The sequence below is a fragment of the Pinisolibacter sp. genome, assembly GCF_036782435.1.
In the GTDB taxonomy this organism is placed as follows: Bacteria; Pseudomonadota; Alphaproteobacteria; order Rhizobiales; family Ancalomicrobiaceae; genus CALBKH01.
This window is the reverse complement of the sequence record NZ_DAIPZB010000007.1, coordinates 67,014-78,503: the sequence shown is the minus strand read 5'-3', so window position 1 is coordinate 78,503 and position 11,490 is coordinate 67,014. Positions and strand designations below refer to the sequence as shown.

The 11,490-nt window shown below is 70.3% G+C and carries 11 protein-coding genes and 1 riboswitch; of the genes, 5 read left to right on the top strand and 6 right to left on the bottom strand.

Translation table 11 applies throughout. From position 1 onward, the window contains the following. Positions 1 to 31 precede the first annotated feature (31 nt). On the bottom strand, positions 32 to 1,192 hold the full coding sequence (locus V7Q42_RS04555; RefSeq protein WP_333822733.1) for an MFS transporter: 1,161 nt from the start codon (positions 1,190 to 1,192) through the stop codon (positions 32 to 34). A 129-nt stretch (positions 1,193 to 1,321) separates the two neighbouring features. Here V7Q42_RS04555 and V7Q42_RS04550 point away from each other — a divergent pair, with 129 nt between their 5' ends. Continuing rightward, entirely contained in the window at positions 1,322 to 2,617 is a 1,296-nt protein-coding gene (locus V7Q42_RS04550) for a protein phosphatase CheZ (protein WP_333822732.1), read from the top strand. A gap of 28 nt (positions 2,618 to 2,645) precedes the next feature. Here the strand turns inward: V7Q42_RS04550 and V7Q42_RS04545 are convergent, their stop codons facing one another. From V7Q42_RS04545 to V7Q42_RS04525, 5 genes are all read right to left on the bottom strand, one after another. Next, the gene (locus V7Q42_RS04545) at positions 2,646 to 3,626 is read right to left on the bottom strand and encodes a threonine ammonia-lyase (protein WP_333822731.1); all 981 of its coding nucleotides are present in this window, start codon (positions 3,624 to 3,626) and stop codon (positions 2,646 to 2,648) included. A 95-nt stretch (positions 3,627 to 3,721) separates the two neighbouring features. After that, positions 3,722 to 4,249: a hypothetical protein gene (locus tag V7Q42_RS04540; protein ID WP_333822729.1), complete on the bottom strand. Its 528-nt coding sequence runs from the start codon at positions 4,247 to 4,249 to the stop codon at positions 3,722 to 3,724. A 66-nt stretch (positions 4,250 to 4,315) separates the two neighbouring features. Next, on the bottom strand, positions 4,316 to 5,161 hold the full coding sequence (locus V7Q42_RS04535) for an FTR1 family iron permease (RefSeq protein WP_333822728.1): 846 nt from the start codon (positions 5,159 to 5,161) through the stop codon (positions 4,316 to 4,318). Positions 5,162 to 5,604: 443 nt separating this feature from the next. After that, the gene (gene pgi, locus V7Q42_RS04530; protein WP_333822727.1) at positions 5,605 to 7,248 is read right to left on the bottom strand and encodes a glucose-6-phosphate isomerase; all 1,644 of its coding nucleotides are present in this window, start codon (positions 7,246 to 7,248) and stop codon (positions 5,605 to 5,607) included. 93 nt (positions 7,249 to 7,341) lie between these two features. Continuing rightward, entirely contained in the window at positions 7,342 to 7,578 is a 237-nt protein-coding gene (locus V7Q42_RS04525; RefSeq protein ID WP_333822725.1) for an Lrp/AsnC ligand binding domain-containing protein, read from the bottom strand. Between the two features lie 163 nt (positions 7,579 to 7,741). Then, positions 7,742 to 7,844: riboswitch (TPP riboswitch) on the top strand. Between V7Q42_RS04525 and thiM the strand changes: the two genes are divergently transcribed. The 4 genes from thiM to V7Q42_RS04505 all read left to right on the top strand — a co-directional run bounded on the left by thiM (position 7,833) and on the right by V7Q42_RS04505 (position 11,432). Continuing rightward, positions 7,833 to 8,618 (top strand): hydroxyethylthiazole kinase, encoded by a 786-nt coding sequence (gene thiM / locus V7Q42_RS04520; RefSeq protein ID WP_333822723.1) that lies wholly within the window; start codon positions 7,833 to 7,835, stop codon positions 8,616 to 8,618. It overlaps the preceding riboswitch by 12 nt. Next, entirely contained in the window at positions 8,615 to 9,286 is a 672-nt protein-coding gene (thiE, locus tag V7Q42_RS04515) for a thiamine phosphate synthase (RefSeq protein WP_333822722.1), read from the top strand. The genes thiM and thiE overlap by 4 nt, the downstream gene beginning before the upstream one ends. Then, on the top strand, positions 9,283 to 10,086 hold the full coding sequence (gene thiD, locus V7Q42_RS04510) for a bifunctional hydroxymethylpyrimidine kinase/phosphomethylpyrimidine kinase (protein WP_333822721.1): 804 nt from the start codon (positions 9,283 to 9,285) through the stop codon (positions 10,084 to 10,086). Before thiE ends, thiD begins: the two co-directional genes overlap by 4 nt. A 269-nt stretch (positions 10,087 to 10,355) precedes the next feature. Further along, positions 10,356 to 11,432, top strand: a complete 1,077-nt coding sequence (locus V7Q42_RS04505; RefSeq protein WP_333822720.1) for a TRAP transporter substrate-binding protein — start codon at positions 10,356 to 10,358, stop codon at positions 11,430 to 11,432. Positions 11,433 to 11,490 lie beyond the last annotated feature (58 nt).

The following is an 11,490-nucleotide window of genomic DNA, read 5'->3' as shown; positions in this document are numbered from 1 at the left end:
GGCGCCACGACCGCGGGCGCCGGACGGTGCTTCACGCGACCTGCCGCTTCGCCCCGAGCGCGGCGAAGAGCACCATCGTGCCGAGCCCCGCCACCACCGCCATGCCGAGGAAACCGGCCCCGCCGAAGCGGGCGTAGAGCATGCCCGAGGCGAGCGTCGACGTCGCCATGGTGATGCCGGAGAAGGTCACGGTGAGCCCCTGCACCGTCGCCGCCCGCCCTTCGCCCACCGCATGGGTGACGACGTGCATGGTGCCGAGATGGGTGGCGGCGAAGCTGGTGGCGTGGGAGAGTTGCAGCGCCACCCAGGCGACGGCACCGTCGCCGACGAAAGGGAAGAGACACCACCTGAGCACCGCGCCGACCCCGCCGACGAGGAGCAGTCCGCGCGCTCCGAAAGCGTTGGTCGCCCGATCCGCGTAGGCGAAGAGGATCACTTCGCCGATCACCGACACCGCCCACAGCGCCCCGACCTCGCCGCCCGAAAAGCCGATCGACGTCCAGTAGAGACTGGCGAAGCCGTAGAGCATGGCGTGGCTCGACTGCACCAGCGCCACGCCGGCGAGGACGGTCATCAGCCAGCGGTCACGCATCACCGTGCGCAGTCCGTCGACGAGCGAGGGCCGCGGCGCGTCGTGCACGGGAGCGCTCTCGCGCGGCGCGAACGGCGTCGCCACGAATTGCAGGACGAATCCGGCGAGAAGCAGCGGATAGACGATGGCGCCGCCGAACTCGCCGACCAGCCGTCCCGCCACCAGATTGGCGACGACGAAGGTGACCGACCCCCACAGCCGCATCCGACCGTAGACCGCCTCGCCCCGCCGCGCCGCGGATGTGGCCAACGAATCCGTCACCGGCAGCATGCCGTTCCAGAACAGCGCCATGGCGACGGTGGTCGCCAGAAGCGCCGCGAACCCGTCCGCCGGACCGAGCGTGAGACAGCCGGCGAGCGCCAGCCCGGCATAGGCCATCAGCACCCGACGGCGATCGCCGACCCGGTCGGCCAGGGCGCCGAGGAAAGAGACGGTGGTCACGCGCAGAATCATCGGCGCCGCGACGACCACCGCGATCTCCGTCTCGTTCAGCCCGCGATGCGCCAGCAGGACGGGGAAGAAGGGTAATTGCACACCGAGCGTCACGAACGACGATGCGAACAACGCCGATATTCGCGTTCCCGTGGAGAAGATCGTCATCTCGATTGCTCGGTTTTTTACGAACTCATAAACTTTCGCCTGGAGATTCGGTCTCTATAACATCGCGGTCGTGCTTCGGCGCGGCACATCGTGAGCAACAGTCCTGCACGCATCACACGAGCCCGACCGATGACGACCGACACGCAGGTGACGCCCCTCGCCATCGAAGACTACGAAGCCATCGAATCCGCGGTGATGGAGACGTCGCGCGGTCGCTGGTTCTTGGCCGAATACGCCCGCCGCAACCGCAACGCCGACACCGACGCCATCCTGACGACCCTCGATCGCATGGAACGCACCATGCGCCGCGATCGGGCCGCCCCGGACATCGACCGCATCCGCCTCGACCTCGCCGACATGGCGGAGGCGATCTCCCGCACCAAGCAGGAGATCGCGCAGATGAAGCTCGACATCGAGCACGGCGGCCGCTTCGCCGACGCCTCGCACGAACTCGACGCCATCGTCTCCCAGACCGAGACCGCCACCAACGAGATCCTGCGCGCCGCCGAGCACGTCCAGGAGGTCGCCTGGACGCTGCGCGAAGCCGGCAGCCCCGACGAGCTCTGCGACAAGCTCGACACCGAAGCGACCGAGATCTACACCGCCTGTTCCTTCCAGGACCTGACCGGCCAGCGCACCCGCAAGGTGGTGACGGTGCTGCGCTACCTGGAGAGCCGCATCAACGCGATGATGTCGATCTGGGGTCTCGAGGAGGTCGACGACCTGCCGGTCGCCGCCCCCGATTTCGCGTCGGGCCCCGCCGACGGCCGTCCCGACGCCCATCTCCTCAACGGACCGCAGCTCCACGGCCGCGGCGTCGACCAGGGGGCCGTCGACGACCTGATGTGGAGCGAAGCCGATCTCGCCGTCGCCGAACAGGTGATGTCGGACGAGCCACCCTTCTTCGCCGCGATCGACGAATCGGCGCCCGCCGAGGCCGAGGTGCCGGTCTCCGACACGGACGAGCCGCCGGTCTTCGCCGGCCACGAGCCTGCCGTCTTCGCCGCCGCCGAACCGCCGGTCTTCGCCACCGACGAGCCGGCGCCCGCCGAGACCGACGCCGAGGCCGAGATCGCCGCGATCGAAGCGGACGTCTTCGCTCCGGCCGTGGAACCCGCCGCCGCCCCGCCACGCGCCACGGGCGAGATCGATCTCTCCGGCGCCGACGTCTTCTCCAGCGAGGCGACCGACCGCCTCGCCGCCTCGGTGCGCGAGCGCCGCGAGATCGTCGAGGACGAGGACGAGAGCGTCGAGGCGGCCGATCCCACCCCGGTGACCGTCGCCGTCGGCAACACCCTGCGCACCGTCGTGGTCGAAGCCGCGGCGCAGCCGGCCGCGGACGCCGCTCCGGCCCTTGCGGTGGTCGAGGTCGAGGACCCGATCGCCGAATTGTCGCCGCGAGCCCGCCTCGTCACCTTCGGCTGATCGGCGTCTCCGTCGTCGCGGCGCCGCCTCAGCGCGTCAGCGCCTCGATCAACAGCGCCGGATCGGCGTTGCCGCCCGACAGCACCACCACCACGGTCTTGCCGGCGACGTCGACGCGGCCCTTCATGAGCGCTGCGAGGGCGACGGCGCCGCCCGGCTCCAGCACCAGCTTCAGCTCTTTGGCCGCGAAGGCCATCGCCTCCAGCGCCTCGTCGTCGGCGGCCGCAACCGCGGTCGTGCCGCGCGCCTGGTTGATCGCGAAGCCGATCTCGCCGGGGGTCGGCGTCAACAGCGCGTCGCAGATCGACCCCGACGTCTTCGGGTTGGAGACCCGTTCGCCGGCGGCGAGCGAGCGCGCCTGATCGTCGAAACCGACCGGCTCGACCATCACCACCCGCGCCTGCTGCGCCCCCCCCTCGAGCCCGAGCGCGATCCCCGAGGCGAGCCCACCGCCGCTCGCCGGCGTCATCACCAGATCCGGCGTCAGGCCGAGCCGGGCCAGATCCTCGACGATCTCGAGCCCGATGGTGCCTTGGCCCGCGATGACCCGGGCGTCGTCGTACGGGTGGACGAGATCGCCACCGGTCTTCGCCGCGAGATCGATCGTCAGTGCCTCGCGGTCCTGGGTCGCCCGATCGTAGGTGACGACGGCCGCGCCGGAGCGTTTCGTCCGGGCGATCTTCAGCACCGGCGCATCGGCGGGCATCAGGATGGTGGCGTCGACGCCGAAGAGCCGCGCCGCTTCGGCGACGCCCTGCGCGTGATTGCCGGAGGAACAGGCGACCACTCCCTTGGGCCGGTCGGCCTCGGGGATCTGCGCGATGGCATTATAGGCGCCGCGGAACTTGAACGAGCCGGTGCGCTGCAGGCATTCCGGCTTGAGGAACACCCGCGCCCCGACCAACGCGTCGAGTACGGCGGAGATGAGGAGCGGCGTACGCACCGCCACGCCCTTCAGGCGTTCGGCGGCGGCGGCGACATCGGCATGGGTCGGCGGCGTTCTCGGCATCTCTGGGGTCCCCTCCCGTGATGCCAAAAGGGGTAGCTCGCCATCCGCGACCGGACAAGCGCCGTCGCGGCGCATCGGCCCTGCGTCCGCGCCGCTCAGTCGAACTCGCGCGCCGCCCAGGCGGCATAGACGCGGCACAGCGCGTCGAGCCGGCGATCCTCGTTGTCGGGCACGCGCCAGTCGCCGGACGACGCGGCGTCGGTCGAAGAGAAATGGCGGCGGCGATCGATCGCCGTACCCTTCGACGACAGGAGCACCAGAGTGCCGACCATTGTGTCGTCGTTCTCGCCGCCGGAGCGATCGAAGACCCCGTGGCTGGCGCCGCCGACATAGGAGGCGAGGCGGACCTCCGAAACCTCGATCACCAGCACCGGCGCCGAGGCGTCGCCCGGCGCCAGCCGTCCGGCGAAGGCGGCGGCGACGGCGATGCGCAGCCGATCGCCGACCTTGGCGGCGTAGTTGGAGACACCCTTGGCGGCGAACGGACCGGTATCGACCCGCACCTCGCGGAAGCGGGGGACCCGCGGCGCCGGCCCCGCCGTCTCGGCGACGCAAGCCCCGAGCGGCAGCCCGACCAGCGACGCGAGGACGGCACGGCGCGAGATGCGCATGGAACGGCTCATGGCGGTGCTCCTCGAAGATGCGGCGCGACGGGCATAGCACCGCCGCCCGTCGCCGTCCATCACCGCTCAGGCCATCCTCGGTCGCGCGAAGCGCACCGGACCGTGCAGCAGCCCGAGGACGAGAAGCCAATAGAGGGCGTAGCCGATCACCTCGACGATGTCGGGCCGTGCCCGGTATCCGGTGAGCGCCGAGAACAGGCCGCCGACGGCGCCCCCGTCGGAGAGGACCGCCGACGTGTTCCATGCGCGGCCGAGCGACGGCAGCCAGCCGAGATCGATCAACCCGCCGATGCCGGAGATGGTGAGCCCCGCCGCGAGGAACAGCAGCATCACCTCGGTGACGCGGAAGAACAGCCACCACGACAGGATGCGGCCGCCGAGTTGCAGCACCATGTAGCTGGCGACCGCCGCGGCGAAGCCGACCAGCGCCGCCAGGATCGGCCCCCAGGCGGTCGACATGGTGACGCCGGCGAGCGATCCCCACAGGAACACCACCGTCTCCGAGCCCTCGCGCAGCACCGCGACCAGCGCCAGCACGTAGATGCTCCACCAACTGCGGCGATCGGCGGCAGCGGAGAGCTCCGTCTCCATGTCGCGTTTCAGCGTCCGCCCGTGCCGGCGCATCCACACCACCATCTGGACGATCAGCGCCGCCGCCGACAGCACGATCACCGTCTGGAACAGGCTGCTCGCCTCCTCCGACAGGGCGCCGTCGAAGACGGTGAGCACGACGGCCAACACGATCGCCCCGACGATGCCGCTCGCCACGCCCGCCCACAGGAAACGTCGTCCCGCCGTCCGCTCCACCACGTCGCGCGAGGCGAGCCAGGCGGAGAGAATGCCGACGACAAGCAACGCCTCGACGCTCTCGCGCCAGACGATGAAGACGATGTTGCCGAGTTGCGCGGACATGGTGACCTTCGGACGAAGAGGAAGCCGAGGTCACGATATAACTGCAAATGCGATCTATTTGCAAATATGAGATCGGCAGATCCGGCTCCCGGCCCTCGGGGACCTCCGCATCCTCCGTCCCGACGGGTCCGAAGCTTCGAAATCGCGTCCTGCGTCGCCTGCACCCCGGACCCTCGTCCCCGGCCGAAGCGAAGCGGAGAGAAAGCGGATCCATCGACTGTTCGACGCATGGTGAGGCCGCAGGATCCCTTCCCTCGCGCATCGTGCTCGCCGGGGCTGTCGGCCGAGTTCGCGGCGACGTGGTCGGCGTTTCGCCCTCCGGTGAATGGGCAGAGGTTCTCTTCGAGACCGGCGCGCGGCGTCGACGGGTGTGCAACGACGGTCGACGCAGCGGCGCGTGCCGCCCGCCACCCCGGACGGACGCGGCGGAACGGCGGACGCGATCACCCGCCCCGGCGCAGCGCGTGGAAATGGCCGAGGAGCCCGAGGGTCGAGCCGTCACGGCCCGCCGCCGGCGTCTTGCCCTCGATCATCGGCAACAGCTCGCCGGCGAGCTGCTTGCCGAGTTCGACGCCCCACTGGTCGAAGGAGTTGACGTCGAAGATCACACCCTGGACGAACACCTTGTGCTCGTAGAGGGCGAGGAGGCGGCCCATGGTGAAGGGATCGAGCCGCCGATACATCAGCATGTTGGTCGGCCGATTGCCGGGGAAGATCTTGTGCGGGGTCAGCGCATCGATCGCCGCCCGCGCCATGCCCGCCTTCTCCAGTTCGGCGCGGACCGCCCGCTCGTTCTTGCCGACCATCAGCGCCTCGGTCTGGGCGAGGCAGTTGGCGACGAGCTTGACGTGATGGTCGGAGAGCGCCTCGTGCGGCTCGGCGGCGACCAGAAAGTCGGCCGGGACGACGTCGGTGCCCTGGTGGATCAGCTGGAAGAAGGCGTGCTGGCCGTTGGTGCCGGGCTCGCCCCAGACGATCGGCCCGGTCGGCCCGCCGACCGGCTTGCCGTTCTTGCGCACCCGCTTGCCGTTCGACTCCATGTCGAGCTGCTGGAGATGGGCGGGGAAGCGGGCGAGCCGCTGGTCGTAGGGCAGCACCGCCTGGGTCGGGAAGCCCATGACGTTGCGATACCACACCCCGATCAGCGCCAGGATCACCGGCATGTTGCGGGAGAGCGGCGCGGTGAGGAAATGGTCGTCCATCGCCGCCCCGCCGGCGAGGAAGTCGCGGAAGCCCTTCTCGCCGATGGCGATCATCACCGGCAGGCCGATCGCCGACCACACCGAATAGCGCCCGCCGACCCAGTCCCAGAAGCCGAAGGTGCGCTCCTCGGCGATGCCGAAGGCGGTGACCTTGGCGATCGCGGTGGAGATCGCGGCGAAATGGGCGCCGACCGCCGCCTCGCCGAGCCCCTCGGCGACCCACGCTCGCGCCGAGCCGGCGTTGGTCATGGTCTCGAGCGTGGTGAAGGTCTTCGAAGCGATGAGGAACAGCGTCGTCTCGGGGTCGAGGACGGCGAGCGTGTCGTGGACGTGGGCGCCGTCGACGTTGGAGACGAAGTGGACGCGCGGTCCGTCGTGATAGGGGCGCAGCGCCGTCGTCACCATCGCCGGACCGAGGTCGGAGCCGCCGATGCCGATGTTGACCACGTCGGTGAAGCGCTTGCCCGTCGCCCCGACGATGGCGCCCGAACGCACCTTTTCGGCGAAGACGCCCATCTTGACCAGCACGTCCTCGACGTCGCCGGTGACGTCGTAGCCGGCGGTGACGTAGGCCTTGCGCCGTCCCGGATTGCGCAGCGCCACGTGCAGCACCGCGCGGCCTTCCGTCGCGTTGATCGCCTGTCCGGCGAACATCCGCGTCCGCCAGCCTTCGACGTCGGCCGCCTTCGCCAAGCCGACCAGCAGGTCGATGGTCTCGGCGGTGATCCGGTTCTTCGAATAGTCGAGAAGCAGATCGTCGAACCGTAGCGAAAGGCGATCGAAGCGCTCCGGATCGGCGGCGAAGAGATCGGTCATGTGGACCGATTCGACCGTGCGGAGATGGGCCCGGAGGGCCTGGAAAGCGGTGTCGCGCGTGGCGGTCATGGCTCGGATCTTTCCCGTGTCCGTCCCCCCGACGCGGTGCGCGCACGGGAGGAGATGAGGCGCCCTCGGGCCGGCGCCGGGCCGGCGTGCGCCTCAGAACGCCTTGAAGGTGATCAGCGTCTTGGTGTCGACGATGCCGGGGATCGGATGCACCTTCTCATTGACGAAATGGCCGATGTCGGTCGTGTCGTCGACGTAGAACTTGACGATCAGGTCGTGGTCGCCGGCGATCGAATAGATCTCCGAGGCGATCTCGGCATCGGCCAGCGCCGTGGCCACCTGATAGGATTTGCCCAACTGGCACTTGATGAGGACGAAGAAGGGTTTCATCGGATTCGTCTCGGCTCGGTTCGGCGTCGACGGCAGTCGATCAGATGCGGCGCGGAAGGGCAAGTGGGGCGAGACCGGACCGGCGCGGCGACGATGTCGCCCCCCTCGTTCCCTCGAGGTCCTCCCCGCCCTTGACAAGGCGGCTTCGCCGTCTCAACTGTCGTCCATCTCATGGGGGTGCCCGGCGTGACCGGGCTGAGAGGCGACGCCAACCCCTCGAACCTGATCCGGGTCGTGCCGGCGGAGGGATTGAGATGAGTGACCGGAAGACCATCCCCGACCTCGCCCCGACCGCCGCGCGCATCGCCGAGATCGCCGACCGCGTTCGCACGCGCCGTCCGCGCATCCACGTGCTGACCTCGCCGGTCGCCCAGACCTTCACCGCCAACATGCTGCTGGCGATCGGCGCCGAGCCGTCGATGACCGTCTCGCCCGAGGAAGTGCCGGCCTTCGTCGCCGCCGCCGACGGGTTGCTGATCAATCTCGGCATGCTCGACCGGGTGCGTCGCGACGCCTCGCTCACCGCCATCGAAGTGGCCAAGGACGCCGGCGTGCCCTGGGTGCTCGACCCTGTGAAGATCGAGATCTCGCCGCCGCGGCTCGATTTCGCCCGCCGCCTGATCGAGCTCGAACCCGCCCTCGTCCACGCCAACCACGCCGAATTCGCCGGTCTCGCCGGCCTCGAGGCGGATGAGACGCGGATCCGCGAATACGCCGTCCACACCCTCTCCACCCTGGTGGTGACCGGTGAGGTCGACGTCGTCACCGACGGCACCCACCTGGTGCGCGTCGACAACGGCCACCCGCTGATGGACCGCGTCACCGCCATGGGCTGCGCCGCCACCGCCATCGCCACCGCCTTCCGCGCCGTCGAGCCCGACCCGATCCTCGCCGCCACCGCGGCGCTGGTGGCGACCGGCGTCGCCGGCGAGATCGCCGCCGCCTCCGCCGCCGGTCCCGGCAGCTTCGCCGTCGAGATCGTCGACGCCCTCTACGGCCTCGACGCCGAAACCCTGACGGAACGAGCCCGCATCCGATGAGAGCCGACATCCGCCTGCATGCCATCCTCGATCCGACCCGGACCCGTGGACGCGCCCTCGCCGACATGGCCCGCGCCGCGGTCGAAGGCGGCGCCACCATCCTCCAGTACCGCGACAAGGACGCGCCGACCTGGACGATGATGGCCCGCGCCCGCGAGATCCTCGCCGCCCTCGAAGGCTCGACCGTGCCGCTGATCGTCAACGACCGGGTCGACGTGGCGCTCGCCGCCGCCGCCCATGGTGTCCACGTCGGCCAGGAGGACATGCACCCCGAGGACGCCCGCCGGCTCCTCGGTCCCGCCGCCATCATCGGCCAGACGGTGAAGTCGGCGGCCCATGCCGCCGCGGTGCCGCTCGACGCCGTCGACTACGTCTGCATCGGCGGCGTCTTCGCCACGACGTCCAAGGACAACCCCGATCCGCCGGTCGGCCTCGACGGGCTCGCTGGCCTCGTCGCCGCGATGCGGGCGCGCCGCGCCGATCTGCCGGTCGGCGCCATCGCCGGCATCACGGTCGAGAACACCCCCACGGTGATCCAGGCAGGCGCCGACGGTGTCGCCGTCATCTCCGAGATCTTCATGGCCGACGACCCGGCCGCGGCGGCGCGGGCGCTGCGCGCCGCCGTCGACGCCGCTCTGAGCGCGCGCAACGAGGAGACCCGCCGGTGACCGCCATCGCTCTCACCATCGCCGGTTCCGATTCCGGCGGCGGCGCCGGCATCCAGGCGGACCTGAAGACCTTCTCCGCCCTCGGCGTCTACGGCGCCAGCGTCGTCACCGCACTGACCGCCCAGAACACCCGCGGCGTCACCGCCGTCCACGACGTGCCCCCCGATTTCATCGCCGCCCAGATCGACGCCGTCTTCTCCGACATCGCCGTGAACGCGGTGAAGATCGGCATGCTGTCGCAAGCCCCGGTGATCCGCGCCGTGCGCGCCGGGCTCGACCGCTGGAACGTCGACAAGGTGGTGCTCGATCCGGTCATGGTGGCGACCTCCGGCGACCTTCTGCTCGTGCCGGAAGCGGTGGCGACGGTGCGCGAGGTGCTGCTGCCGCGCGCCACTCTCATCACCCCCAACCTGCACGAAGCGGCCCGTCTCACCGATCGGCCGGTGGCCGAAGACCGCGCCGCCATGCAGCTCCAGGCGGAGATGCTGATGGAACTCGGCGCCCGCGCCGTGCTGATCAAGGGCGGTCACGGCAAGGGCGACGAGGCCGAGGATCTGCTCCTCGAGGCCCACGGGCCGCTGTGGCTCACCGCCCATCGCCATCCCACCACCAACACCCACGGCACCGGCTGCACCCTCTCCTCGGCGATCGCTGCGGGTCTGGCGTTGGGGCTCGACACGGTCCAGTCGGTGCGGGCCGCCAAGGCCTATCTCACCGCCGCCATCCGCTCCGCCGATCGCCTGAAGATCGGCCACGGCCACGGCCCGGTCGATCACTTCCACGCCTGGTGGCCGAAGTGATGGTCCTGACGGGGAACGGCGAAGCCGCGCCCCCCCCCTCCCTGTCCCTCCCCCTCGAGGGGGGAGGGGACGATGTCGCGAGGCTGAAAAGTTCTCGAGCGACGATCCTCGGTCGTGGTCGAGAGCCCCCGGCGATCTCGGCGCGGCGATCGGAGCGATCCGTCGCCGCTCGCTTTCCCTCCCCCCTGGAGGGGGAGGGCCAGGGTGGGGGGCTCGACCTCGCTTCCGCCACGACCGCATCGCCTTCGCCGCAACCACGGACCCAGCCGATGACCCCGACCCGCCGTACCACCCTGAAGGCCTCCCTCGCCGCCCTCGGCACGACCGTCCTCGCCGCTCCGGCGATCGCCTCCGGTCGCATCGAGTGGAAGATGGTCACCTCCTGGCCGAAGAACCTGCCCGGCCCCGGCGTCTCCGCCGAGCGCCTCGCTCAGGTGATCGGCCGGCTCTCCGACGGCCGGTTGACGGTGAAGGTCTTCGCCGCCGGAGAGCTGGTGCCGCCGCTCGAGTGTTTCGACGCCGTCGGTGGCGGCACCGCCGAGATGGCCCACACCGCCTCGCTCTATTGGGCCGGCAAGATGCCTGCCGCGCCGCTCTTCACCTCCGCCCCCTTCGGCCTCACCCCGCTCGAACACCTCTCCTGGATCGATCACGGCGGCGGTCAGGTGGCATGGGACGAGCTCTACGCCCCCTTCGGCGTGAAGCCCTTCGTCGCCGGCAACACCGGCGTGTCGATGGCCGGCTGGTTCCGCCGGCCCGTCGAACGCCTCGACGACGTCGTGGGCCTCAAGATCCGTATCGTCGGCCTCGGCGGCGAGGTGTGGCGACGCATGGGCGCGACGCCGGTGGCGCTGCCGCCCGGCGAGGTCTTCCCCGCCTTCCAGGCCGGCGTCGTCGACGCGGCCGAGCTGCTCGCCCCCCATTCCGATCTCGCCGTCGGCCTCCATCGGGTGACGAAGCTCTACTACGGCCCCGGCTTCGACAAGCCGAACGGCACCGGCGAAGCCCTGGTGGCGACGAGAGCCTGGGAGGCCCTGCCCGACGATCTGAAGGCGATCGTCGCCGCCGCCTGTCGCGATGAGCACGCCACCGCGCTCGGTCAGGCGGAATGGTCGAACGCCGTGGCGCTCGACACGCTGGTCTCGACCCACGGCGTCGAATTGAAGGAGATGCCGGCCGACGTCCTCGCCCGCGCCCGCGCCGTCGCCGAGGACCTCTATGCCGAGATCGCCGCCAAGGACGCGATGTCGGCCAAGGTGGTCGCCTCCTATCGCGCCGCCCGGGCGAAGACCGCGGTGTGGTCCTCGACCAACCTCGCCCGCTTCCTCGCCACCCGGAACGGCTGATCGCCCTCATTCGTCATCTTCGTCATGAAACCGTGATCGAACGCGTGTTCTTCGGGAA